Source organism: Pseudarthrobacter sp. Pseusp20 (assembly GCF_059492155.1).
This window is the reverse complement of sequence record NZ_CP168521.1, coordinates 4,417,869-4,443,248: the sequence shown is the minus strand read 5'-3', so window position 1 is coordinate 4,443,248 and position 25,380 is coordinate 4,417,869. Positions and strand designations below refer to the sequence as shown.

Annotated in this window: 20 protein-coding genes; 8 read left to right on the top strand and 12 right to left on the bottom strand. The window is 67.1% G+C overall.

Translation table 11 applies throughout. The features are described 5' to 3' along the window. Nucleotides 1–36: 36 nt before the first annotated feature. The 5 genes from ACEN9K_RS20605 to catA all read right to left on the bottom strand — a co-directional run bounded on the left by ACEN9K_RS20605 (nucleotide 37) and on the right by catA (nucleotide 6,264). Entirely contained in the window at nucleotides 37–1,677 is a 1,641-nt protein-coding gene (locus ACEN9K_RS20605) for a GMC family oxidoreductase (protein ID WP_495634969.1), read from the bottom strand. After that, nucleotides 1,678–3,216 carry an aldehyde dehydrogenase family protein gene (locus tag ACEN9K_RS20600; protein WP_495634968.1) on the bottom strand — a complete coding sequence of 513 codons (1,539 nt, stop codon included), beginning with the start codon at nucleotides 3,214–3,216 and terminating at the stop codon, nucleotides 1,678–1,680. A 97-nt stretch (nucleotides 3,217–3,313) separates the two neighbouring features. Continuing rightward, nucleotides 3,314–3,940, bottom strand: a complete 627-nt coding sequence (locus ACEN9K_RS20595) for a TetR/AcrR family transcriptional regulator (protein WP_478222742.1) — start codon at nucleotides 3,938–3,940, stop codon at nucleotides 3,314–3,316. A gap of 73 nt (nucleotides 3,941–4,013) precedes the next feature. Beyond that, nucleotides 4,014–5,291 (bottom strand): benzoate/H(+) symporter BenE family transporter, encoded by a 1,278-nt coding sequence (locus tag ACEN9K_RS20590; RefSeq protein WP_495634967.1) that lies wholly within the window; start codon nucleotides 5,289–5,291, stop codon nucleotides 4,014–4,016. Between the two features lie 91 nt (nucleotides 5,292–5,382). Continuing rightward, complete coding sequence (gene catA, locus ACEN9K_RS20585) at nucleotides 5,383–6,264, bottom strand: catechol 1,2-dioxygenase (RefSeq protein ID WP_495634966.1); 882 nt, start codon at nucleotides 6,262–6,264, stop codon at nucleotides 5,383–5,385. Nucleotides 6,265–6,592: 328 nt separating this feature from the next. On the opposite strand from catA, the gene benA reads away from it, so the two are divergent. The 5 genes from benA (at nucleotide 6,593) to ACEN9K_RS20560 (ending at nucleotide 13,963) form a co-directional block, all read left to right on the top strand. Further along, nucleotides 6,593–7,978, top strand: a complete 1,386-nt coding sequence (gene benA / locus ACEN9K_RS20580) for a benzoate 1,2-dioxygenase large subunit (RefSeq protein ID WP_495634965.1) — start codon at nucleotides 6,593–6,595, stop codon at nucleotides 7,976–7,978. 35 nt (nucleotides 7,979–8,013) lie between these two features. Continuing rightward, the gene (gene benB / locus ACEN9K_RS20575) at nucleotides 8,014–8,550 is read left to right on the top strand and encodes a benzoate 1,2-dioxygenase small subunit (RefSeq protein ID WP_488315461.1); all 537 of its coding nucleotides are present in this window, start codon (nucleotides 8,014–8,016) and stop codon (nucleotides 8,548–8,550) included. Nucleotides 8,551–8,673: 123 nt separating this feature from the next. Beyond that, complete coding sequence (gene benC, locus ACEN9K_RS20570) at nucleotides 8,674–10,245, top strand: benzoate 1,2-dioxygenase electron transfer component BenC (RefSeq protein WP_495634964.1); 1,572 nt, start codon at nucleotides 8,674–8,676, stop codon at nucleotides 10,243–10,245. Continuing rightward, entirely contained in the window at nucleotides 10,245–11,072 is an 828-nt protein-coding gene (locus ACEN9K_RS20565) for a 1,6-dihydroxycyclohexa-2,4-diene-1-carboxylate dehydrogenase (protein ID WP_488315463.1), read from the top strand. Before benC ends, ACEN9K_RS20565 begins: the two co-directional genes overlap by 1 nt. 59 nt (nucleotides 11,073–11,131) lie before the next feature. After that, nucleotides 11,132–13,963, top strand: coding sequence for an AAA family ATPase (locus tag ACEN9K_RS20560; RefSeq protein ID WP_495634963.1), 2,832 nt, complete (start codon nucleotides 11,132–11,134; stop codon nucleotides 13,961–13,963). Nucleotides 13,964–13,968: 5 nt separating this feature from the next. On the opposite strand, the gene catC is transcribed toward ACEN9K_RS20560, so the two are convergent. From catC to ACEN9K_RS20540, 4 genes are all read right to left on the bottom strand, one after another. Then, entirely contained in the window at nucleotides 13,969–14,247 is a 279-nt protein-coding gene (gene catC, locus ACEN9K_RS20555) for a muconolactone Delta-isomerase (protein WP_488315465.1), read from the bottom strand. A 29-nt stretch (nucleotides 14,248–14,276) separates the two neighbouring features. Then, on the bottom strand, nucleotides 14,277–15,377 hold the full coding sequence (locus ACEN9K_RS20550; RefSeq protein WP_495634962.1) for a mandelate racemase/muconate lactonizing enzyme family protein: 1,101 nt from the start codon (nucleotides 15,375–15,377) through the stop codon (nucleotides 14,277–14,279). Further along, nucleotides 15,374–16,294 (bottom strand): LysR substrate-binding domain-containing protein, encoded by a 921-nt coding sequence (locus ACEN9K_RS20545; protein WP_495634961.1) that lies wholly within the window; start codon nucleotides 16,292–16,294, stop codon nucleotides 15,374–15,376. Before ACEN9K_RS20545 ends, ACEN9K_RS20550 begins: the two co-directional genes overlap by 4 nt. 75 nt (nucleotides 16,295–16,369) lie before the next feature. Then, on the bottom strand, nucleotides 16,370–17,743 hold the full coding sequence (locus tag ACEN9K_RS20540; RefSeq protein ID WP_495634960.1) for an MFS transporter: 1,374 nt from the start codon (nucleotides 17,741–17,743) through the stop codon (nucleotides 16,370–16,372). 329 nt (nucleotides 17,744–18,072) lie between these two features. On the opposite strand from ACEN9K_RS20540, the gene ACEN9K_RS20535 reads away from it, so the two are divergent. Then, nucleotides 18,073–18,771, top strand: coding sequence for a maleylpyruvate isomerase family mycothiol-dependent enzyme (locus ACEN9K_RS20535; RefSeq protein WP_495634959.1), 699 nt, complete (start codon nucleotides 18,073–18,075; stop codon nucleotides 18,769–18,771). Nucleotides 18,772–18,849: 78 nt separating this feature from the next. Here ACEN9K_RS20535 and ACEN9K_RS20530 read toward each other — a convergent pair whose 3' ends face one another. Beyond that, nucleotides 18,850–19,827: an ABC transporter substrate-binding protein gene (locus ACEN9K_RS20530; protein WP_495634958.1), complete on the bottom strand. Its 978-nt coding sequence runs from the start codon at nucleotides 19,825–19,827 to the stop codon at nucleotides 18,850–18,852. 324 nt (nucleotides 19,828–20,151) lie between these two features. On the opposite strand from ACEN9K_RS20530, the gene ACEN9K_RS20525 reads away from it, so the two are divergent. Then, complete coding sequence (locus ACEN9K_RS20525; protein ID WP_495634957.1) at nucleotides 20,152–22,485, top strand: coiled-coil domain-containing protein; 2,334 nt, start codon at nucleotides 20,152–20,154, stop codon at nucleotides 22,483–22,485. Between the two features lie 105 nt (nucleotides 22,486–22,590). On the opposite strand, the gene ACEN9K_RS20520 is transcribed toward ACEN9K_RS20525, so the two are convergent. Continuing rightward, entirely contained in the window at nucleotides 22,591–23,289 is a 699-nt protein-coding gene (locus tag ACEN9K_RS20520) for a type 1 glutamine amidotransferase domain-containing protein (RefSeq protein WP_268002131.1), read from the bottom strand. A gap of 24 nt (nucleotides 23,290–23,313) precedes the next feature. Further along, entirely contained in the window at nucleotides 23,314–24,186 is an 873-nt protein-coding gene (locus ACEN9K_RS20515; protein WP_495634956.1) for an aldo/keto reductase, read from the bottom strand. 141 nt (nucleotides 24,187–24,327) lie between these two features. Between ACEN9K_RS20515 and ACEN9K_RS20510 the strand changes: the two genes are divergently transcribed. Further along, entirely contained in the window at nucleotides 24,328–25,317 is a 990-nt protein-coding gene (locus ACEN9K_RS20510; protein ID WP_018769951.1) for an LLM class flavin-dependent oxidoreductase, read from the top strand. Nucleotides 25,318–25,380: the final 63 nt, after the last annotated feature.

Here is a 25,380-nt window from a genome sequence, read left to right as displayed (position 1 = left end):
GCTGTTGGGGAAGTGCGGCCCCCTAAGACCTGCCGCTCAGGCGAGGGATGTGGTGAGCTCCTTTTCTTCCATGGCGTCTTCGACCGTGCGGTCCGCGCGGATCAGATCGGCACAGCGCTCGCCGATCATCATGACGGTGATGTTGGGGTTGACGGTGACGTGTTCGGGCATGACGGACGCATCGGCGACGCGGAGGCCGGTGACGCCCTTGACCCGCAGCCCGGGATCCAGCGGCGACATGTCGTCGTCGGCCGGGCCCATGCGGACGGTGCCCACCGGGTGGTAAACGGTGTTGTGGGTCTTGCGGATGTAGTCCTGCAGCTCTTCATCCGTCTGCGCCTCGATGCCGGGCGACAGTTCCCGGCCGGTCCATTCCGCCATGGCGGGCTGGCCGGCGATTTCACGGGCCTTGCGGATGCCGGCCACCATGACGCGCATGTCGTGGCCGTCGGGGTCCGTGAAGTAGCGGGGGTCCACCATCGGCTTGTCGCGGAAGTCGCGGCTGCGCAGCCGGACGGTGCCGCGGGAGCGGGCGTGCGTGACGTTGGGGGTGAGGCTGAAGCCGTTCTCCGTGGTGGGGTAGCCGTGCCGCAGCGTGTTCATGTCGAACGGGACGGAACCGTAGTGCATCATCAGGTCGGGGCGGTCCAGGCCGTCCTCGGTGGGAGTGAAGATCCCGATCTCCCACCACTGCGTTGAGGTCTGCACCATGGGCTGTTTTGCCTCGAACTGGACCACGCCCTCGGGGTGGTCCTGCAGGTGCTCGCCCACGCCGGGGGAGTCCACCAGGACCTCGATCCCGTGGTGGGCGAGGTGCGCTGCGGGGCCGATGCCGGAGAGCATCAGCAGCTTGGGGGAGTCGATGGCGCCGGTGGACAGGATGACCTCGCGGTGCGCGGAGAGCCGGTGGGTCCGGCCGAACGCCGAGTCCACCACGTCCACGCCGGTGCAGCGCTTGGCCGCGTCGAATACCAGCTGGCGGGCGCGGAGGCCGGTCAGGAGCGTGAAGTTTTCGCGCTCGATAATCGGGTGGATGTAGGAGACCGAGCTGGAGGACCGGGTGCCGTCCGCGCGGCGGTTGATCTGGAAGAAGTTGGCGCCGTTGACCACGGTGGTCCCGGTGTTGAACTTGGCGCGGGGAATGCCGGCCTGTTCGCAGGCATCGAGGAGCGCGACGCCGGCAGGATCCGCCGGGGGCACGTTCATCAGGTGCACGGGGCCGGAGTCCCCGTGGTGCGGGGCGTCCGGGCCGGCGTCCTCGTTGGTTTCCAGGCGCCGGTACAGCGGCCAGGCCGCGTCGGCGTTCCAGCCGGCGGCGCCGTACTTGGACTCCCACTCGTCCAGGTCCTCCCGTGGAGCCCAGAAGGCGATGCACGAGTTGTGGCTGGAGCAGCCGCCCATGACCTTGGCGCGGGCGTGGCGCATGAAGGAGTTGCCGTTTTCCTGCGGTTCCACCGGGTAGTCCCAGTCGTAGCCGGATTCCAGCAGCTCCATCCAGCGGTCCAGCTGCAGGATCTCGGGGATGTTGCGGTCGTCCGGGCCGGCCTCCACGAGGGCCACGGTCACGTCCGGGTCCTCGCTCAGCCGGGCGGCAACCGCGGCGCCCGCGGATCCGCCGCCGATGACGATGTAATCGAATGAGCGCTCGCTGAGGTCCTCGATGTTGTCGAAGTGCATCTAGTTCTCCTTGCCGTGGTCAGCGAACCAGCCGGTGACCTGCGGGCTTGTGTTCTGGTAGATGTGCTTGGCTTCCTGGTACTCCGCCAGGCCCGTGGGGCCGAGCTCGCGGCCGACGCCGGACTGGCCGAAGCCGCCCCACTCGGCCTGGGGGAGGTAGGGGTGGTAGTCGTTGATCCAGATGGTGCCGTGCCGCAGCCGGCCTGCCACGCGCTGCGCCTTGCCGGCGTCCTGGGTCCAGACGGCGCCGGCCAGGCCGTAGATGGTGTCGTTGGCGGTGGCCACGGCTTCGTCCTCGGTGCGGAAGGTTTCCACTGTCACCACGGGACCGAACGCCTCGTCGGTGACCACGGACATGCCGCGCTGCACCTGGTCCAGGATGGTCGGCTGGTAGTAGAACCCGCCGTCGTACTTCTCCCCGGAAGGTGCCGCGCCGCCGGTGCGGAGCCGCGCGCCCTCCTGGATTCCGCGCTGGACGTACGCGTGCACCTTGTCCCGGTGGGCGGCGGAGATCAGCGGGCCCGTCTCGGCGGCATCGTCAAAGGGGCCGCCGAGCCGGATGCCCTGGGCGCGGCGGACCAGCTCGTCCACGAAGCGTTCGGCGATGGATTCCTCCACCAGCAGCCGGGCGCCTGCCGAGCAGACCTGCCCGGAGTGGACGAAGGCACCGTTGAGGGCGTTGTCCACGGCGGCGTCGAAGTCCGCGTCGGCAAAGACCACGTTGGGGTTCTTGCCGCCCAGCTCCAGCGCCACCTTCTTGACGGTGGCTGCGGCGGCGGCGGCGATCCGCTTGCCGGTTTCCAGGCCGCCGGTGAAGGAAACGAGGTCGACGGCGGGGTGTTCCGAGAGCGGTGCGCCCGCCTCGGCGCCGGGTCCGGTGACCAGGTTGGCCACGCCGGCGGGCAGGCCAAGGTCCTTCAACAGCTGCATGGCCATGATGCTGGTGGAAGGGGTCAGCTCGGACGGCTTAAGGACGAAGGTGCAGCCGGCGGCCAGCGCGGGGGCGATCTTCCACGCCGCCTGGAGCAGGGGGTAGTTCCATGGTGTGATCAGGCCGCAGACGCCAACGGGTTCGTAGACGATCCTGCTCACGACGCCGGGGTCCCCGGCGTCCACCACCCGGCCGGCCTGCTGCCCTGCGAGCCTGCCAAAGTACTCAAAGCAGGCGGCGATGTCGTCCATGTCGATGCGGCTCTCGACCATGCGCTTTCCGGTGTCAAGGGACTCGGCCCGGGCGAACTCTTCCCGCCGTTCCCGCAGCCCGGCAGCGACCTTGAGGAGGAAGGACCCGCGCTCTGGTGCCGGGACGGAGGACCAGGCGCCGGAGTCGAAGGCGGCGCGGGCCGCGGCAATGGCGCGTTCGGCGTCTTCCCGGCCGGCCTCGGAGACCGTGGCCACCAGCTCGCCGTCTGCCGGGTTGCGGATCTGGCGCACGGCGCCGGATGCCGCCGGCTCCCACGCGCCGTTGATGAACAGGGAGGACGCTGCGTCCGTTGTGGTGCTCTCGACGGCGTCCAGGGTTGGTGTGGCGTATGTCATAGGAAGGACAGTAATGCACGTTGAACGAGTGTTCAATACTTTTTTGAACACTCGTTCAATGTTACTTTCGGGCCGTCTGCGCCCGGGAGCAGGCGGGTTAGCGCGGGCTGGGCTCCTGCCCGCCGGCCCCTTCATCCTGGACCGGCGCGAAGGCAATCTGTTCCGTGCGCTGGATACTTCGCTGGATGGCGGCATTGTCCACCCCGAGCAGTGCGGTCAGCCACATGCCGTTCTGGATGACCACGATGTCCGATGCGCGCTCCCGGCATGCCTCCCAGGAGAGCCCTGGCCTGGCGCTGGATACCAGTGCTGCGAGCCCGTCGATGTAGCGGTCGAAGGCGGCGGCGTTGATCTGGGCGTAGTCCTCGTCGGCCTGGGCGAGGGCCCAAAGGTGGAGGCGCAGGGACAGGTAGCGCGTGGTCAGCAGGTCGGCGCCGGCAACCCGCCGCAGGGCCTTGCGCAGCTGTTCATCCGGGGGCATGGACGGATCGGGGGCGACGAGCAGAAGGTCATGCTCATCCACCCGGCGCAGGGCTGCCCGGATCAGGGTGGTTTTGTCGTCGTAGTAGTAGTTGACCAGGCCCAGCGCCACGCCGGCTTCCCGCGCCACGGACCGCATGCTCACTCCGGAAATGCCGTGCCGGGACAGCAGGTCCATGGCCGCCTCGAGTATGCGCGTCTGCCTGTCCACTTGTTCGCCGGAGTTAACGGCACTGGTCCCCATCTGGCCAGACTATTGCCTAACCGGCCGGGAGCGCACTTTCGCGGATCCCGGCCAGCGGGCGGGCGGCACGGTATCAGGGTTGGGCGTGGTCGGCGCGCTCCAGCAGGCGGGACACCCCATAGCCAATCACCAGGCCCCAGAACGCCGCATGGACATTGAAGAGGTTCATGCCGGAGATGGTCACCACGAAGGTCACAAGGGAGCCCAGGGTGAAGCTGGTGGCGAAGGCCGTGACGAAGGCCTGCTGAAGGGCCCGGAGCATCGCGATGCCACCCAGCGCCAGGACGAACTCCTTGGGCGCCGCCAGCATCAGCCGGGTCAGTGTGGGGGCAAACGCTGCGAACACCAAGGCCAGCACGCCGTAGGCCACGGCGGCCGTGTATTGGCGCTGACGGCTCCCGGACGAGGTCAACAGGGCGTTGGTGGGGCCTGTAACGCATGCTGAAACGGCGCCAAACCCGGCGTTCAGTACCGAGAACGCGCCGGAGGTCATGGCGAAGGCATTCACGGGCGGCCGGTGACCGGCAGCGCGGAGGACGGCGATACCCTGGCCGTTTTGGACGAACAGCACGGTGACGGCCAGCGGAACTACGAGCTCCAGCTGCGCGGCCCACGTGAATTCAGGGGCGGTGAAAACCGGGGTGGCCAGGAGCGGTCCGCCGGGCGCCAGGTTGAACTGGCCGCTAACGGCCACGGCGATGCCGCCTGCCATCAGGGTGCCCAGAACCGGCGGCAGGAACCTGCCAAGCGTGGGAACTGCGGTGAGGACCAGGAACGCAGCCACCATCGGAGCAGCCACGGCCGGATTGTCCTGGGTGGAGGCAACAATGTCCGTGCCGAACTTCAGGAACACCGCGGCCACCATGGCCATCACGAGCGGCATGGGTACCAGCGCCATGGCTTTTCGCACCACGCCGGTGGCGCCCAGGGCGAGGATCAGCACGCCGGAGGTGAAGAAGGCCCCGACGACTTCGGGAAAGGAAAGGTGCTGCAGGGACGGTCCCAGGAGCACTGTGCCGGGGATGGACCAGGCGAAGCCCAGGGGCTGCCGGTAAATGAGCGACATCAGCAGCGTGGCCGCGCCGCCCGAAAACAGAATGCCAAAAACCCAGGACGAGAGCTGGCCCTGGGTAAGGCCGCCGGCCGTTCCGACGGCCAGGGTGACGGCGATGGGCCCGGATGCCGCGAAAATGAGCCCAATAGCGCCGTTCGAGACATAGGACAGACCCAGGTCGCGAAGAATCCGGCGGGGGCCTGCAGGCCGGACCCCCGGACGTTCCAGCAGGGGCTCAGGCACAGGCTGGGCTGCCTCAACGGAGCTGGCGGTCGGATGTGGGCGGGGATGGCTCATCGGGGCTCCTGGCTGGGGCGGAAAAACCGGAGGCGCTCCGAAGCATCAGCTCCGGAGCGCCTCCGTGCGGGGGTATCTCCCAGTTTGCGTGCTACTTCTTCTGGCCCTGCTTGGCCAGGACGTAGTCATAAACTACTTCCTCGCCCTTGCCGTCGGAACGGGGGCGGGGGTCCAGCATCAGTTCGGGCTTCACTGCCGAGGCGATGTCGTCAGCGTTGTGGGGATCGCCGGGGAAGTAGAGCTGCTGGGTGACCGGCTCGTAGCCCGGTGCGGACACCTTGATGTGGATGTGCGCCGGACGCCAGGCGTGCCAGCCCGCGGCGCTGATCAGCTGCCCGCAGGCGCCGTCCGTGGGGATCTGGTACGGCGCCGGACGCATCGTGTTGATCTCGAACCGGCCATCGTCCGAGGCCTTGACGGTGGCGCGGAAGAGCCACTCGGGCAGGCCAGGGGCGTACTGGGAGTAGAAGCCGGCGGCGTCCGCGTGCCAGATCTCCACCTGGGCGCCCTGGATGGGGTTGCCGTCGGTGTCGGTGAACTGGCCGCTGAAGCGCAGCGGGGTGCCTTCTTCGCCGTCGCGCATTTCAACCGTGGCGGGCGTCTGGAGTTCCGGGGAGTTGGGAACGTAGTAGGGGCCTTCGATGGTGCCCACGGTGCCGGGGCGGTCCTGGGAGTTGACGTCCTCAACGGTGTGCTCAAGCCAGACGTCGAGGAACAGCGGCCATTCACCGTCCGTCCCAACCTTGATCAGCCACGCTTTGAGCGCGTTGTATTCCTCGTAGGTGACCTGGTGCTCCTCGACGATGTCGTTGGCGGCCTTGATCAGCGCGCCGGCCAGCAGGCTCACCCGTTCCTTGGATACATCCACCTTGGAGAGCTTGCCCGACGCTGCGAACCGCTCGGTTGCCTTGGTGCCTGCTTCGACGGCGGTGCCTTCGTTTTCCGTGCGGCTGTCCGTTGGGGTTTGGGTCATGACGATGTCCACCTTCTTCATTGAATGGGACAGGAAGGGCTCCTGCTCCCCACGCGGCCTGCGGGGCGGAAAGTTTCGCCTGCGTTGCTCGGCCTGCGTGATCTCGGTCTCAATCGTAGGCCCGCAGATAAGGACGCTACAAATATCAACTAGGCGTCTTTTGAGTCATTATCAGTACATAAAGACACCCTTGGTGGAACCTAGGTATTTGCCTGATGTGAGGCCAATCACGAGCGGCAAGAATTGCTGGACAACGTCCGCCGCCGAAGCCTCTTCCCGAGTGGACCTCCGCCCATCCGTCCAGCAATCTCCAATGAAGGAGCACGCCATGACCGAGAACCTGATCCATGCCCGCGAGGTCCTTGCCGACGCCGTGATCGACGACCGCGAGAACGGCGTCATCCGGGCCAAGCGCGAGATCTTCACCGACCAGGAGATCTTCGAACTCGAGATGAAGCACATCTTCGAAGGCAACTGGGTGTACCTCGCCCACGAGTCGCAGATCCCCAACGTGGGCGACTACTTCACCACCTATATCGGCCGCACCCCCGTGATGATCACCCGGGACAAGGACGGGAAGCTGAACTGCCTGGTCAACGCCTGTTCGCACCGCGGTGCCATGCTGTGCCGCCGCAAGACGGACAACCGCACCACCTTCACCTGCCCGTTCCACGGCTGGACCTTCAAGAACTCCGGGGAACTGCTGAAGGTCAAGGACTCACGGAACGCCGGCTACCCCGAGACCTTCAACAAGGAAGGCTCGCACGACCTCACCAAGGTGGCCCGCTTCGAGTCCTACCGCGGCTTCCTGTTCGGCTCGCTGAAGGCTGACGTCCTCCCGCTCGAGGAACACCTTGGCGATGCCACCAAGGTCATCGACTCCATCGTCGACCAGTCGCCCGAAGGCCTGGAAGTCCTGCGCGGCTCGTCCACCTACACCTACGACGGCAACTGGAAGGTCCAGGCCGAGAACGGCGCCGACGGCTACCACGTCACGGCCGTGCACTGGAACTACGCAGCCACCACCGCCCGCCGCAGCGCCGGAGACTCCGCCAATAAGACCAAGGCCATGGACGCCGGTAAGTGGGGCAAGGTCAAGGGTGGGTTCTACTCCTACGACCACGGGCACCTGCTGCTGTGGCAGGAATGGACCAACCCCCAGGACCGCCCGCTCTGGGACCGCCGCGACGAGCTTGTGGCCAAGTACGGCGAGGAAATGGCCAACTTCATGATCAACATCTCGCGCAACCTCTGCCTGTACCCGAACGTCTACATCATGGACCAGTTCTCCTCGCAGATCCGCCACTTCCGGCCGATCTCCGCGGACCAGACCGAGGTGACCATCTACTGCATCGCCCCCAAGGGTGAGTCCCAGGAGAACCGTTCCAAGCGCATCCGCCAGTACGAGGACTTCTTCAACGCCACGGGCATGGCCACGCCGGACGACCTCGAGGAATTCCGCTCCTGCAACAAGACCTACTGGGCCACCAGCGCCCCGTGGAACGACATGACCCGCGGCTCCACCCACGAGATCACCGGTCCGGACGAGCAGGCGCGGGCCCTGGGCATGACCAGGGTGATCGCCTCCGGCGTGCGCACCGAAGACGAAGGGCTCTACCCCATCCAGCACGGGTACTGGAAGGAAGTCATGGACCGGGCCCTGGCGGAGGAAGAGGAGCGTTCCGCCCTGGATTCCGTTCCCGTCACCGCCTGAGAGAGCCCGCCGGAACCACAGAGAGCGCAGAACCCATGACCAATCTGACCCACACCGCCCCGGTCCTGAAGACCGCGGAGGAGATCACAACCCTTGAAACCGTCCGGGCGTTCCTGTACCGGGAAGCCCGCCTGCTGGATGACCGCCGGTTCGATGAATGGCTTGAGTGCTACCACCCGGACTCCGAATTCTGGATGCCGGCCTGGGATGTGGACGACCAGCTGACGCAGGACCCCCTCAACGAGATCTCCCTGATTTACTACGACAACCGGGGCGGCATCGAGGACCGGGTATTCCGGATCAAGACCGACAGGTCGTCCGCCACCTCCCTCCCCGAGCCGCGAACGGGCCACAACGTCACGGACGTCGAAGTGTTGTCGAACGACGGCAGCAAGGTGGAGGTGCGCTTCAACTGGTTCACCTTGTACTTCCGCTACAACACGACGGACACGTACTTCGGCACCAGCTTCTACACGATCGACCTTTCCGGCCCGCAGCCGGTGATCCTGAAGAAGAAAGTCGTCCTGAAGAACGACTACATCCACCACGTGGTGGACGTCTACATGATCTGACCTGTCCCGCGCGGGCGCCCGGACCAACCGGGCGCCGCACGGCCTGTCCCATTCCGTGCCCGCCGGGCACGCCCAACTTTTTCCCCGGACGCGACGACGCGCCCGCCCAGTCAGGAGGACCCCATGGGCCACAAAGTAGCCCTCAGCTTCGAAGACGGCGTTACCAAAGTCATCAAGGTCGGCGACTATGAGACCGTCATGGACGCGGCCTACAAGGCGCGGATCAACATTCCGTCGGACTGCCGCGACGGCGCGTGCGGCACCTGCAAGGCGTTCTGCGACTCAGGCTCCTTCGACCCGGGCGACTTCATCGATGACGCCATGACCGAAGAGGAGCTCGAAAAGGGCTACATGCTGACGTGCCAGGCCGTCCCGGAGTCCGACCTGGCCATCCAGATCCCGGCCACGTCCGAGTCGGCAAAGACGGCGGCCGCCACCTTCAGCTCCACCATCAAGGAACTCAACCGGCACACCGACACCACGGTCTCCTTCACCCTCGAGGTGGAGAACCGGGATGCACTGGCGTTCCTGCCGGGCCAGTACGTCAACCTCAAGGTCCCCGGTACCGACGCCGAGCGCTCCTACTCCTTCAGCAGCGGCCCCGAGGTGGACGATGCGTCCTTCATGGTCCGCGTGACCCCGCAGGGTGCCATGTCCGAGTACCTGCGCGACCGCGCTGCGGTAGGCGACGCCATCGAATTCACCGGCCCCTACGGATCCTTCTTCCTCCGCGAGCCCAAACGGCCCCTGCTGCTCCTGGCCGGCGGCACCGGCCTGGCACCGCTGCTGTCCATCCTCGAGAAGCTTTCCGAGAACCCGCCGTCCAGCCCGGTGCACCTCATCTACGGGCTCACCCGCGAGGCGGACATCGTGGGCCTGGACTGGCTCTGCGCCTACGAGGCGAAACTGCCCGGCTTCACCTGGGACTACATCGCCTCCGAGCCCGGCACCTCCGCACCGCACACCGGCTACGTCACGCAGATCATCGAACCGAAGCACCTCAACGACGGCGACGTGGACATCTACCTCTGCGGGCCGCCGCCCATGGTCAACGCCGTCTCCAAGTGGCTGGATACCGAAGGCATCAAGCCCGCCAACTTCTACTTCGAACGTTTCGCGCCGAAGGAGACCACCGGAGGCGACGCCGAAACCGGGGCCCCGGCACCGGCCGGGAAGATCCAGGCCGAAGGCGACACCATGAGCCGGGGCGAGGCCGTGTCCTCGCTGGAGACCGGCCGGCTGGATTTCCGCAAGGAGGACAGCTTCGCCCAGCTGGACGCCCGCATGGGCCTGGAGCTTGCGGTCAGCGAACTGCTGCTGGGAAGGCTCAGCGAACAGCAACTTCGCCAGTTCCGCCGGCTCGCGGAAGCCACCACCGGCTCGGTGCAGGACGGGAACATCACCGACCCCGAGGAATTCGCGCGCACCAACGAAGAATTCCATGAGTACCTCTTCATGGTCTGCGACAACCCGATGCTGCTGGAGTCGTACCGGCGCCTGGATGTCCACGCCCAGATGGCCGCGGCGTTCGAAGCCGGGACGCCGATCTTCGAACGCGTCACGCAGGACCACCTTGAGATCGTGAACGCCTTCGAACGCGGCGACAAGGACCACCTGCGCGCCGTCATCACCGCCCATGCCCAGGACGCGAAGGACACCATGGCCGGGGCCATCGACGCCAAGGCCACCCGCTGATGGCTGCGCCGTACGCCGGGCAATACGTGACGCCGGGCAGGTTCGGCGGCAAGGTCGCCGTCGTCACCGGTGCCGCCCAGGGGATCGGCCAGAAGGTGGCCGAGCGCATCGGCGCCGAAGGCGGCGTGGTGGTCCTGGTGGACCGCGCGGATCTGGTCCACGACGTTGCCCGCGGCATCGACGAGGCCGCCAAGGCGTCGGGTTCGGGCGGGGCGGCCACGTCCGTCACCGCGGACCTGGAGACCTTCGCCGGCGCCACCCAGGCCATCAAGGCAGCGCTCGCAGCCCACGGCCGCGTGGACGTGCTGGTCAACAACGTGGGCGGCACCATCTGGGCCCGCCCCTACCAGGAGTACGACGAGGACAAGATCGAGAAGGAAATCCGCCGCTCGCTCTTTCCCACGCTCTGGACCTGCCGGGCAGTCCTGCCGGCCATGATGGAGCAGGGTTCGGGCACGATCGTGAACGTCTCCTCGGTGGCCACCCGGGGAATGCACCGGGTGCCCTATGCCGCGGCGAAAGGTGGCGTGAACGCCCTGACCCAGTCGCTGGCCATGGAGGTGGCCGGGCACGGCATCCGCGTGGTGGCCACCGCCCCGGGCGGCACCGAAGCCCCGCCGCGGAAGGTCAAGCGCGGGCCGGAAGCCGAGTCCGCCACCGAGAAGGACTGGTACCAAACCATCGTTGACCAGACGGTGGAGTCCTCGTTCATGAAGCGCTACGGCACCCTGGACGAGCAGGCGGCGCCCATCGTGTTCCTTGCCTCGGACGAGGCGTCCTACCTGACCGGGAGCATCCTTCCGGTGGCCGGCGGCGACCTGGGCTAGTGCATCTGATGGATGCACGCCATGGGGGGCGCCCAGGCCGCTCCGGTAGGATTGCAGCCATGACGGCGGGCTCCACCCAGGGCGACACGGCTGAGGATTTCCCGCTGGCGGGCCGCGCCGGCGTCTTCGAGCAGCTGCTTGAAACCCTCCGGACCGTTCGCAAAGGCAAGGTGGGGACCGTTGTGCTCTCCGGCCCGTCCGGATCCGGGAAAACGGCACTCCTGGAGCTCTTCCTTGAGCACTGCCGCACGGCCGCCCGAGGCGTCCGCGTGCTGTCCGCCATGGGGGACGACTGGGAGGCGCAGTTCGCCCTGGCAGGCTACTCCCAGCTCATGCGGACCCTGCCGCTCCGTACGGCAAAGGATTACGACGGCGGCCCGGCCCTGGCGCCGGGGCCCGTCGCCTCCCTGACCCCGGACCAGGTGGTCAACTACGCCTCCACCCTCAGCACCCATCTCGAAGGCCTGCAGACGCACGGCAGCGTGGTGGTCGCCGTCGACGACGTCCACAAGCTCGACGAGGCGAGCCTGCGCATCCTCACCTTTGTCATGCGGAGGCTGCATGACAAACGGGTCCTGTTCCTGCTGACCCTCAACCCTGTAGACGCGCCCCGTGTCCCGGCCGGCGTGCTCGACTTCCTCACCGGCCACCAGGTGGCCCGGATTCCGCTGGAGCCCCTGTCGCCGCAGCAGGTCCAGGACCTGGCACGGAGCCTGTTCGGCCTGGACCTCAGTGCAACAGCGGCGCACGGCCTGGTGACGCACACCGGCGGGATTGCCCAGTCCATCGTGGAGCTGCTCCGCGAGCTGCCGCCGGAAACCTGGCAGTCCTGGTTTCCGTCCCTGCCGCCCACCTCCCGGGTGCGCGCCAGGGTCCGCAGCGTCCTGGCCGCCGCGTCCCCCGCCCTGGTCACCGCCGCGGAGGCCGCAGCGGTGCTCGGCCCCGGCGCCGGCCTGGCGGAGGTGGCCAGGGTGGGCGGACTGGAATCCGTCCTGGCGGCACTCGATGAGGGACACCGTGCGGGGCTGCTGCGACTGTCCGTGGACCAGTCCCGCTCCGCCGTCGCCTTCCTGGAACCCGGCACCGCGGAAGCGGTCTACGAGCAGATCGTCCCCAGCCGGCGCATTGCCCTGCACCGGAAGGCCGCCGAGGCTGTCCAGTCCGAGGGCGAACAGCTGGGCCACCGCGTTGCCGCCACCCCGGCCGCAGACGAAACCCTGGCCGCGGAGCTGGAAGAGTTCGCGCGGCGGCAGGCCACGGTTGGCGCATGGCAGGATGCCTCCACCGCACTGTTCTCCGCCTCACGGCTGTCCCCCGATATCCGCGCCCGGAACCTCCGGCTCCTGAAAGCCGTCGACGCCTTGGTGGGCTCCGGCAATGTTGCCCAGGCGCAGGCCTGGGCGGGGGCGGTGGATGCCCTGCCGCCGTCGCCCCTGCGCTCCTCGGTGCTGGGGTACCTGTCCACGGTGTCCGGCCAGAATGACAGCGCCCAAAGCCAACTGGAGATGGCCTGGCGAACCAGCAATCCGCAACATGAACCCGCCGCGGCAGCGCAGGTGGCCCAGCGTTTCGTCCTCCACGGGGTGGCCTCGTGGGACGGTCCGATGATCACCGGCTGGGCCGAACGCGCGATGGCTCTGACCGAACCCGGAACTCCGGCTCACATCGAGTCGGAGGCCATCTACGGCCTGGGCCTCTATGCCCAGGGCCGCATATCGGACGCCGAGGCCTCCTACCAGCGGGCCTCCGCCCACGCGGCCGAGAATGCCCAGAAGCAGCGCGTGCAGATGGGCGCCGGGTGGCTGGCCCTGCGCCTGGACAACGCAGAATCCGCGCTGGTGAATTTTGAGTCGGCCGCCCCCACCGAGTACCGCGGGGGATCGCTGCGGATCTCCCTGTGGGCCGAGGCCTGGCTTGCCCGCACCCACCTCGTGCTGGGCAACTGGGACGCGGCCGCGGCCACCGTCTCCCGGGCAAGCGTCCGGCTGGAGACCTCGCGGATGCCGCTGATCCGGCCGCTGCTGTACTGGACGGCCGCCGAGCTGTGGTCCATGCGGGGCGACTGGGACCGGGCACGCTACTACGTTTCACAGGCCGCGGTGCAGCCGGGAACTTACCGGGCCATGCAGGTCCCGGCAAGCCTGGCGCGCGCCCGCTTCCACGAGGCACGGGCAGACTACGAAAGTGCCCTGGCCGCCCTGCAGCCGCTGGCGGAACTGGACCCTTGGACCGATCAACGGGTGTCCTTCTGGCCGTGGCAGGACACCTACGTCAACGCGCTGGTCATGACCGACAAACTCGATGCCGCAGAGACGTTCCTTACCGCTTTTGAAGGAGTGCATCGCGAGCGGGAAGTCCCCTCGGATCTGGCCCGCGTGGCGTGGGCCAGGGGCCGGCTGCTGGCCGCGCAGGGGGACCCGGACACGGCAAGGGAGTACTTCGAGGCGGCGCTGGGGCACCTTCGCGGGCTCAACCGCCCCTATCTGCGGGCGCGGATCAGTTTCGCGTTCGGGCAAAGCATGCGCCGGGCCGGAAAGCGGCGCCTGGCGTCATCGGTGCTGCGGGCGGCGCGGGACCTGTATGACACCCTTGGCGCGGCCACCTATGTGGAACGGTGCGACCGCGAGCTGAAGGCAACTGGCCTGGACGTGGGGAACCTGCCGGACCCGGCGGACCCGGTGCTCTCCTCTGTGGGCGGCCACCATCAACAGCTCACGGCCCAGGAACAGGCCGTGGCCGAGCTGGTGGCTGCGGGCGCCACCAACAAGGAAGCGGCCCGGGCCCTGTTCCTGGCCGAAAAGACGGTGCAGTACCACCTCACGCGGCTGTACCGGAAGATGGGAATCCGGTCCCGCAGCGAACTCGCGGCGGCGTTCCGGGCCAAGGACTGACCCGGCTACTTTACATCCGAAGGGTGCTTGGCCAGCGGGACCACAGTGATGTCCATGTACGGGAACAGCGGAAGGTCCTGCAGGATGCCGTGGAGCTCGTCGTTCGATTCGACGTCGAAGATGGAGTAGTTGGCGTATTCGCCCACCACGCGCCAGATCTCAGGCCATTTGCCGGAGCGCTGCAGTTCCTGGGAGTAGGCCTTCTCCTTTGCCTTGATCCCGGCGGCTTCGTCGGCGGGCATGCCGTCGGGCAGGTTGACGTCCATATGGACCAGGTACTTCATGGTGACCTCTCGGTGGAAGGGATGGAATGTCAGTCGATGCGGTAGTGGGCGAGCTTGTCGTCGTCCACGTCGGTGCCCGCGCCGGGGCCCTCGGGAACGTGGATTCGGCCGTCCGTGATGGCCAGTGGCCGGGCCAGCAGGTCATCGGTCATATCCAGGTAGTTGGACAGCTCCGCCGCGCGCTTGGCCGTGTGGGCGAAGGCTGCCCCGAATACGACCGACGCCACGGTGCCCACCTGGGTGTCGATCTGGTTGCCGATGTAGACGTCGATGCCCATGCCCTCGGCCATGCCAACAATCTTGGCGGCTTCGGTGAAGCCGGACCGGGCGGTCTTGACGGACAGGAGGTTGGCCCCGCCGGTGAGGATTTCGCGGGCCGCCTCGCCCAGGTTGGCGGCGGATTCGTCGGCGGCAATGGGGATGGGGGAGTTGGTGACCAGCCGGCGGCGGCCCAGGACTTCGCGGGCGTCGTCCGGTTCCTCAAGGAACTGCAGGCCGAGGTCGGCGGTGCGGCGCAGCACCTCGGCGGCTTCGTTGGCTGTCCAGCCGCGGTTGGCGTCCATGTACAGCTCGGCGTCTTCGCCCAGGCCTTCCCGCAGCACTTTGGCGGCCTCGATGTCCAGGTTCAGCGGACGGCGGCCGGTCTTCAGCTTGAAGGTGTTGATGCCGTAGGTTTCCCGGAACTCCAGGGCCACGGCCAGGAGTTCCGGGGCGGGTTTGAATCCGAGCATGTGGGAGACACGCAGCGAGTCGGTGTAGCCGCCCAGCAGCTTGGTCACGGGCTGCCCCAGGGTCTTGCCGATAACGTCCCAGACGGCAATGTCCACCGCGCCCTTGGCCGTCTGGTTGTGGATGGTCCGCGCCATCACGGCCTGGATCTTTTCCCGGTCAAAGACGTCAACGCCCACCAGCTGCGGGGCGAAGACATCCTGCACCACCGCGACGATGGACTTCTGCGTCTCACCGTAGGTGTACGGGCGGGGCGGGGTGTCCGCGGTTCCCACCAGGCCGTCGTCGGTGTGGACGCGGACCAGGACGTGGTCGGCCTCGTGCACGGAGCCGGAGGCGAAATGGAGCGGGTGGCGGTACGGGATCGAGTAGGGGATCGCCTCGATGGCTGCGATCTTCATGATGGGAGGAGCCTTTCATCAGCGGGAGCGGGGGTGGCGGCATCAGCGGTTGCCGTGGCCACGATGTCCAGGAAGTTTTGCAGCAGGGCGGACCGGTGGCCGCGCAGGCAGGCGACGGCGAGTTCCACCGGGGGAGCATTGTCGATCTCCCGGTATGCGACGCCTTCGAGCTGGAAGGCGCGCACGCTGGACGGCATGACGGCGATGCCGCCGCCAGCGGCCACGAACGCCAGCATGGTGGAGGTCTCACCAACCACTTGCGTGATCCGTGGCTGGAAACCTGCCTGCCGGCAGAGGTCCGAGGTAATGCGGTTCAGCACGGACTCCGGTGCGTAGGCGATGAAGTCCTGGTCCTGCAGTTCGTGCATGGCCACGGGCCGGTCCACCGCCAGCGCGCTGAAGGAGGGAAGCGCGACGACGAGTGGCTCCTGGGTGACCACGCGGTAGTCGATTTCCTCGGAGGCAACGGGGGGACGCAGCAGTGCCGCGTCCAGGGTCCCGTTCCGCAGCCCCGCTTCCATGGACGGCGTCAGCATCTCTCCGTTCAGCGCCAGCGACAGGCCGGGAAGGACCTGTTTGGTGAGCCGGGCGATCCGGGGCATGACGCCGTAGGTTGCCGAGCCGGAGAACCCCACCCGGAGGACGCCGGTGGCGCCCTTGCCCACCTGGTAGACATCCGCGCGGAGCGTTTCGACGTCGTTGACGATCTGGCGGCCGCGGTCCAGCAGGAGCTGGCCCGCCGCTGTCAGGTCCACCCGGCGGGTGGTGCGGTTGAGGAGCTGGACGCCCAGCTGGTCTTCCAGCTGGCGGATCTGCTGGGACAGGGGCGGCTGCGCCATGTGGAGGCGCTTTGCCGCCCTGCCGAAGTGCCGCTCCTCCGCCACCGCGATGAAGTAGTTAAGCTGGCGGATTTCCATCCGGTGCCACCTTTCCAGCGGGTCGGGGGAGGCGCGGAGCGGCCTCATTGATTCATAGAGTAACCATAAAAAGCCTTACTTAGATACTTTTTCGACGTAATCTTTCCGCTCTTCGGCCCGGGGGAGGGCTTCTTCCAGCTTGTGCTGGCGGGGTACCAGGATGGTGACGGCGCCGCCAAGCAGGGCCACCGCGCCGTAGATGTAGAAGGCTGTTGCCCCGCCGATCCCCGCCGCTGCCAGCCAGCCGCCGATGATCGGACCCAGGACCCCGCCCAGCCGGCCCACGCTGGCGCACCAGGCGACCCCGGCTGCACGGGCATTGGTAGTGAAGTAGTTGGACTGGAAACCGTAGACCAGCACCTGGGTGCCCAAGGTTCCCACCCCGGCGGTGGCGATGAAGGTGAAGAGCAGCGGCAGCGGGAAGCTGAAGGTCATCAGTCCCAGGGAAATGGTGGCGAGGGCAAACGTGGCAGCGATAACCCGCTGCGGTCCGTTCCGGTCGGCCATCCGGGAGGCGACCAGACCGCCCACCACGGCACCGAGGTTCAGTGCCAGCGGGAAGAAGAGGGCGTAGGTGCGTCCGTAGCCATAGCCCTCCATGATCTTGGGCAGCCAGGTGTTGAGCCCGTAGGTGAGGAGGAGCCCGCAGAAGGACATCAGGCCCAGCAGGATGGATGCCACGGCGAACTGGCGGGAAAAGACGGCGGCGAACCCGGACTTCTGGGGGGCGGCGCCGGCCTCCCGGATTACTTGCTCTTCGGCGAGCGGCACCCCGGTGCGCCAGGCAGCGGCCAGCGCTTCCTCTTCCCGGCCCCGGGCCAGCAGCCACCGCGGGGATTCCGGAAGCTTCCGCCAGGCAACGGGCAGGATGACCAGGAGGGGCAGGGAGCCTATGACGAAGAGGCCGCGCCAACCGATGCTGTCCAGGAACGCGATACCCAGGACGGACGCCAGCACGCCGCCCGCGGGGACTCCGGAGTACACGATCGCGTTGTAGAACTGCCGCCGTCCCGCAGGTGCGAACTCGGCCATCGTGGCGCCGGCGCTGGCGATGACGACGCCCAGGCCCAGGCCCGTGGCAAACCGGAGGGCGCCGAAGGCGGTGACATCCGTGGCCAGGGCGGTGGCGAACATGCCCAGGGAGAACCAGGCGATGCCCGCGAGCATCAGCCGGCGGCGGCCGAAGAAGTCACCGATGGCACCGCATGCCAGCGACCCCACCAGCACGCCAATGAGGGCCCAGGACCCCAGGAGCCCGGCCGTGGCCGCATCGAAATGACCGATTTGGCCCGCGTCCGCGAGCAGTCCCGGAAGGACGGTGCCGTAGACCACCAGGTCGTACCCATCGAAAAGGAGCGCGGCGCAGATGACGAAAGCCACCCAGTTGGCTGTCCGGGTCTCCTTTCCCGGGTTTCCGGAGATTGTTGATTGGTGGTGCGGCAGCGTCATGGCGCAGGTCCTTTCAGGGGGGCGGGTGTGGAGGCGTTGCGGCATCCGGATGGATCCGCGCCGGGGCCTCGGCAACCCAGCCTGACAGGCAATGTGACGCACGGCATATGAGGGGAATCCCCGGTTTCGCGCCCGGGGTGCATTGGGCAGTTTCCGCATATCAAAGGGGCTGTATTTGCGATGGATCCGGCGGAACAGGCCCAATGCGCCCGGCGGCAGCGGCTTTCCGGCGGTGGCTGGCGGGCCGGTCTTAGTCCATACGCGGCCGGTATGAACCAGGAGGCCCGTAACCATGGCCGGGGTCATGGCGCCCCGGTTAGGCTGGCGGAATGATCAATCCAGCACGGCTGCACTCAGACCTGTCCCGCCTGGGCCGGGAGACGGACATGTTCCTTGCCACGGTCTCCTCCTTGTCCGATGAAGAACTGGCTGCCGCTTCGCTGTGTGAAGGGTGGACCCGTGCCCAGGTCATCGCGCACGTCGCATCCAGCGGACGTGCCCTGGTTGGGCTGATCGACTGGGCCACGTCCGGGGAGGAACGCCAGCTGTACGCGTCCCCTGAAGCGCGCTCGCAGGCCATTGCCGCCCTTGCGGCCCTGCCGCGGGAGGAACTCCTGGCTGAAGTGCGGGACTCGGCCGCCGCTTTCGCCGGTGAAGCCCAGCGGTTGACCGGGGATCTTGTGGCACCGGAAGTAAAGGTGGGTGGCCGGGAGTTGCCGGCAACCTCCATTGTGGCGCTGCGGATTGCCGAGGTGGTGGTGCACCACTATGATCTGGACACCGCGTGGACCATCGAGGAAGCCGACCCCGATTCGCTGTTGAACGCCATCGAGACCGTGGTACGCGCCATGCGGGCCAAGGGCGCGCCCGGGATGACGCTGGTTACCGAGGAACGCGACGAGTGGGTAATCGGTGACGGCGGCCTGCGGGTCGAGTCGGACCGGGAGGGCCTCCTGAAATGGCTGGCACGCGGCGACGCCGAAGATGTTGAGGCGGCCGGCCCGGTGCCCGTGCTGCCGGCCTGGTAAAGCCAAAGAAGAATCCCCGCCGGGCACCAGCGGATTGCTGGGGATGCCCGGCGGGGATTCCTTCGTCGGCAGGCTGCCTTATTTCTTGGGCAGGCCCGCCGGGTTCAGCTCGGACTTCTGGATGGCCTCGGAGGAGAGGCCCCAGCGGTCCAGGATTTTCGAATAGGTGCCGTCCTCGATCAGGTGGTTCAGCGCAGCCTGGGCGGCCACCGCCAGGCCGTTGCCCTTCTTGGTGGTGAAGGCGATCTGTGCCGTCAGCGGCCAGCCGCCGTTCAACGTGCCCACCTGCTTGGTCTTTCCGTCCTGCGCTGCCTTGTAGGCGGCAGCCGCGTTGGGGCCGAACGTCAGGTCCGCACGGCCCGACTGAAGGGCCAGGCTCGAGGCGGAGTCGTCGTCGTAATACTGGAACTGGACCGGCGCCAAACCGTTCTTCTTGTTCTCCTCGTCCCAGCGCACCAGGATGGCTTCCTGGTTGGTGCCGGAGCCCACGATGATCCTCTTGCCGGCCACGTCCTTGGCTTCCTTGATGTCACCGATGCCGGAATCGCTCTTGGCGTAGAAGCCCAGCAGGTCATTGCGGTAGGTGGCGAAATCGAACTTCTCCTTCCGCGCCTCGGTGACGGTCACGTTGGAAAGCACGGCCTCGTACTTGGCAGACTCCACGCCCAGCGGCCAGTCTGCCCACGCCACAGGCAGGACCTCCACGTCCAGGCCCAGCGCCTCGCCCACCGCGTAGGCGATGTCCACCTCGCTGCCAATCAGGGTCTTGTTGTCCGTGGCGAACAGGCTGAGCGGCGCCGCCCCGCCGGTGGTCACTACGGTCAGCTTGCCGTCCGCTTTGATGGCCTCGGGGACCAGTGCGGCAGCGGCGGGGTCGGCAGAGACTTTGAAGCGGTCCTGCTCCGGGGACAGGTTGAAGGTCTTGCCGGCAGAGCTGGTGGCCGACGACGACGGTACTGTCGCCGCCGAAGCGCCGGGGTCAGAGCAGGCAGACAGTCCCAGCAGTGCTGAAACGGTAAGGGCCACGACGGCGGCCGGCCTGGTGGTGATGGCCATGGTTCCTCCTTGGAACGAGGGTGGAAGATGCAGCGGGATGTGCGCGTTGCAGGCCACTATCCGGCAGCCTCCGCGGTGGAATCAAAGGCCGCGAAACCCGGGGATACAGGGAGTAACGGCGGTTAACCGGAGGACCGCGGCAGTCATATTCACCCCGGCCCGGGCCACTACCCCCCATGGCGCGTCACGGATCCATCAGAAAACGAGTACCCGGCCGGAAAAGACAGGTGGTGACTACGCGTGTTCTCCGCCGATGGCGGACTCTACGGTTGGGCCATGAGGCGGCCAGAGTTGGCCGCCGCAATGGTCTCAACAGGAGCTCGCATGCGCACTTCCCCGTCCAAGTCCCCCCTTTCCCGGCGCCTGGCCGCCGCCGTTGTCCTGCCCGGGCTGCTCACCACCAGCATGGTTCTGGTCCAGCCTGCCGTTGCCGCTACAACCTCCACCACCGGCATGTGCAACGGCGTGGTCAACCAGCTGGCGCACCGTGGCGCCGTCCAGGAGAACCTTCTTAAGGCAGCCGCCAAGAAGAACGCAGACGCGATCGCTGCCTTGCAGGCCGACAAGGCCAAACTGCAGGCCCAGGCGGATGCCTTGGCAGCGCAGAAAGCCGACGCGGAGAAGGCGCTGGCTGACCTCGCTGCCCAGGAGACGCAGCTGGACAGCCAGGCAACGGCAGCGCAGGCAGAACTGGACAGGGTGACCGCTGAGCAGGAAGGCCTCACCACGCAGGTAGCGGCGGCGAAAACGGCCATCACCGACCTTCAGGGCAAGAAGGCAGACGTGGAGAGCCAGCTGGCACCGCTGCAGGAGGAACTGGCAACTGCAAAGGCCGCCTCCGCGGACCTTCAGGCCCAGGCCGACCAGGTGGCAGCAGCCCTGGTGGCCAACAGCCAGGCCATCGCAGCCGCCCAGACGGAGCTCTCCGCGCTGCAGCAGGCCGCGGACCAGGCAGCTTCTGACCTGGCCACCAAGGAAATCCAGATCCAGCAGGCCCAGGATCAGTTGACAGCCCTGGCCGCGCAGGCGCTGCAGGCCGCCGCTGCCGTGGACGATGCGCAGCAGGCCGTCGCCAACGCCGAAACCCAGCTGAACGCGCTGGTGGCAGCCGGAAACACTGCGGCAGCAGAGCTGCAGGCCCAGCAGGACAAGGTGGATACTGCGAAGGCGACACTGGCCGGGCTGCAGGAAACCGCTGCAGCCGCCAACGCTGCCGTCACCGGCAAAAAGGACCAGATCGCCACGGCACAGGCCGAGCTCACTACCCTGCAGTCCACAGCCACCACTGCCAAGGCGGCCCTCGATGCCAAGAACGCCGAGATCGCCAAAGCCCAGACGGACCTGCAGACCCTCCAGACCAATGCGGCGGCCGCAGCAAAGGCTGTCAGCGACAACACCGCCAAGATTGCCGCGGTTAATGCCGGCATCACCAGCCTCCAGGGCCAGATTGCCACGGTGAACAGCCAGATCGCCTCGAAGCAGGCCGAGCTGGCCCAAGCCCAGAACGACCTGACTGCACTGCAGACACAGCAGGCCGATCTCACGAGGCAGATCGCTGACCTGGACAGTCAAATTGCCGCCATCAATGGAAATTCCATCAAGAAACGAACTCTCCAGGCCCAACGCGATGGCCTCCAGGTCCAGTTGAATGGCGTGAACAGCCAGATCGCCGATAAGAGCGCCACCATCTCCGGCCTTCAGGGCGACCTGGCTACCCTCCAAAAGCAGGTGGACAGCCTGAACTCCCAGCTGCTGGCCAAGCAGCAGGAAAGCAGCACCCTGCAGCAGAACGCTGCGCCGCTGCAGGCAGCACTGGATGCAGCGAATGCAGCGGTGACGGCAAAACAGAACGACATTGCCACCCTTAAGGCCCAGGTGCCGGCACTCCAGGATGCCGTGAACCAGGCCAACGCGGCTGTCACCACCAAACAGGGGGAGCTCACCACCCTGCAGGGCCAGCTTCCGGCCCTGGAGCAGGCAGCGAAGGATGCTGCTGACGCGGTGACGGCCCAGCAGCAGGTGGTGGCGGGCCTCGAAGCGGCCCTGCCCACCCTCACCGAAAACGTGGCGCAGGCCCAACAGGCCATCACGGACCAGCGGGCAATCCTCGACGGTTTGAATGGCACCTTGGCCCAGGCAAAGGATGTGCTGGCGGCGGCCAACGGCGCGGTGGACGGCAAGAACGCTGAGATTTCAGCGCTTCAGGCTCAGCTTCCGGCACTGCAGGCCACCCTGGACGCCGCCAACACCGCGGTTGGCACCAAAACGGCGGAGATCGCATCGCTCAACAAGATCGGGGACGACCTGGTGGCCCGGATTTCGTCGCTCAATGCCCAGATCGCCGAAGCCGAAGCCAACGTTCTTGACCTGCAGGGACGGGTCAAGCCTTTGCTGGACCAGCTCAGCAGTCTCAACGGGGAGATCAGCGCGGCGGAAGCAAACCTCGCAGCCCTCCAAAGCCGGCTGAGCACGGTGGACGCCCAGGTTACCGCTGCCCAGGACACTCTTCGGGCCCTCCAAGCCAAGAAGGGGAACTACGCGGATCCGATCAAGGTGCAGAAGCTCCTGGTAGCCAGCCTGCAAACCCAGCTGGCGGACATCCAGAAGCAGATCATGGCCATCGATCCCACGATTGGGAACGGGGGCTGCGCCGTCTGACCAGGGGGTCGTCTGAAGGCCGGCGCCCAATGACGCGCGCCGCAAGGAGGGGACCAGCTCATTGCGAACTGGTCCCCTCTTTTATGGCCGTTTGTGCTTGCTGAACTAGCTCAGTGCAGCCAGGACTTCCTTGGCCACGTCCTCGCTGGACTGCGGGTTCTGCCCGGTGATGAGGTTGCCGTCGCGGACCACGTTGGAGGACCAGGCGGCACCGTTTTCGATCACCGCGCCCTTCTCCTTCAGCGCATCCTCCACCAGCCACGGGGTGTTCTCCCCGGTCCCGCCGCCCAGCTCCTCCTCGTTGGTGAAGACCGTCAAACGCCGGCCCTTGAACGCGAACCCGCCGTCGTCGTCCGTTGCACGCAGCAGCCCCGCCGGACCGTGGCAGAACGGCGCAATGATCTTGCCGTCCCTGTTGGCTGACACCAGAAGGCGTCCCAGGTCGGCGTCCTTGTAGAGGTCCGCCATGGGGCCGTGGCCGCCGGGCATCACCACGGCGTCATACGCTGCGGCGTCGACGTCGGCCAGCACCAGCGGGTGCGCCAGCTCGCCGTCGATCTTTTCCAGGTAGTCCCGGAAGCCCTGTGCCCGGTCCTCGCCACCGGCCGATTCGGCAGCCAGGCTGACTTGGTCCACGGTGGGCTTCCGGCCGCCGGGGGTTGCGATGTGGACGGTGTTGCCGGCCTGCGTCAGGGTCTGGTGGGCCACCACCAGTTCCTCTGCCCAGTAGCCGGTGGGGTGCTCGCTGCCGTCCTTCATGGTGAGGGAATCCGCGGCCGAGACGACCATCAAAATGTTTGCCATGGTGTTTCTCCTGTCTCTGATGCTTTACTTGCCGGCCGCTTCAAGCTCCGCGTACGTATCGTCGTCGAGCGTGATGCCTGCGGCGCCCATGTTCTCTTCGAGGTGCTGCACGGAGCCGGTGCCGGGGATGGGCATCATCACGGGGGAGCGGCGCAGCAGCCAGGCCAGGGCCACCTGGGAGGTGGTGGCGCCAAGGCGCTTGGCGGCCTCATCCAGCGGTCCGCCCGGCCGGGCGAGCTCGCCGGCGGAGATCGGCGCCCACGGGATGAAGCCGATTCCGTTCTCCTCGGAGTAGCGCAGCACGTCCTCGGAGCTGCGGTCCGTCAGGTTGTAGCGGTTCTGGACGGTGGACACCGTGAAGTGCTTTCCGGCGGCTTCGAGTTCGGCCACGCCCACCTGGGACAGGCCCAGGGCGCGGACCTTGCCTTCGTCCTGGAGCTCACGCAGCACGCCGAACTGCTCCTCGGCGTCCACCTTGGGATCGATGCGGTGCAGCTGCAGCAGGTCCAGCGTGTCCACCTTCAGCTTGCGCAGGCTCAGTTCCGTCTGCTGGCGCAGGTATTCCGGCCGGCCAACGGGAACCCATTTGTTGGGCCCCGTGCGTGTGAAGCCCACCTTGGTGGCGATCTTCAGCCCCTCCTTGTAGGGGTGGAGGGCCTCGGCAATGATTTCCTCGCTGATGTTGGGGCCGTACGAGTCGGCGGTGTCAATGAAATCCACGCCGAGTTCGACGGCGCGGCGCACCACGGCCACGGCGGCCTGCCGGTCTGCGGGCTCACCCCAGACGCCGTCACCCACAATGCGCATGGCACCAAAACCCAGCCGGTGCACGGTTCCCAGGTCCTTGAGGTCGATCGTTGCGGACAGTTCCAGCTGCTTCGTTGAATCAGGGCTCATAGGGGCGGCAACCTCATCAGTATGCTGAGTATTCCCCAGCTCACAGAAATAAGGCGGGGCCCGCCGTCGTTATGCATCACGTGCCCGCCGCCATCCGGCCGGCACCCCCCTACGAAACATTTTGAAAGGCCGGCACCTGACGTGACTCTTCCCCTCTCCATCCTTGACCTGGCAACCATCGGCAAAGGCCAGACGGCGGCGGAGAGTTTCGCAGGTAGCGTGGCCATGGCGCAGGACGCCGAGAAGCTGGGCTACCGGCGCGTCTGGTACGCCGAGCACCACAACATGTCCTCCATCGCCTCCTCCGCCACCAGCGTGCTGATCGCCCACGTGGCGGCGCACACCGAAAGCATCCGGCTGGGCGCCGGCGGCGTCATGCTGCCCAACCATTCCCCGCTGACCATCGCAGAGCAGTTCGGCACCCTGGAAACGCTGCACCCCGGACGGATCGACCTGGGCCTGGGCCGGGCCCCGGGCAGCGACCAGAACACCATGCGCGCCCTGCGCCGGGACCCGATGTCCGCCGACAGCTTCCCGCAGGACGTCCTTGAACTGCAGGGCTACCTGACCGGCCCCACCCGCATCGAGGGCGTCGAGGCCACCCCGGGCAAGGGGACCAACGTGCCGCTGTACATCCTGGGCTCGTCCCTGTTCGGCGCCCGCCTGGCCGCACAGCTGGGCCTGCCCTACGCCTTCGCCTCGCACTTCGCCCCCGCCGCTTTGCAGGACGCGGTGGCCATCTACCGCAGCGAGTTTAAACCGTCCGCCCAGCTGGACGCGCCGCACGTGATCGCCGGCGTCAACGTCATCGCCGCCGACTCCGCGTCCGAGGCGCAGGCCATGTTCCAGGCCACCAAGCGCGCCCGCGTCTCCCTGTTTTTCGGCGGCGGCCGCGAATTCACCGACGACGAGGCGGACATGATCCTGGACTCGCCGCAGGGACGCCACATGGCACAAATGATGACGTACTCCGCAGTGGGGACGCCCGACGTCGTCATTGACTACCTGGACAGCTTTGGAAAGCACGCCGATGCAGACGAACTCATCGTGGCGCACCAGAGCCCGGGGACGGAGGCGCGCCTGCGGTCCGTGGAACTCCTGGCCGAGGCGGCCGGGCTGGTCCGGGTGTAGCCGCTGTGGTTTGCCGGCCGGTGCGCAACATGCAACGCCACTCGGCCGGTCGGACTTTTACAC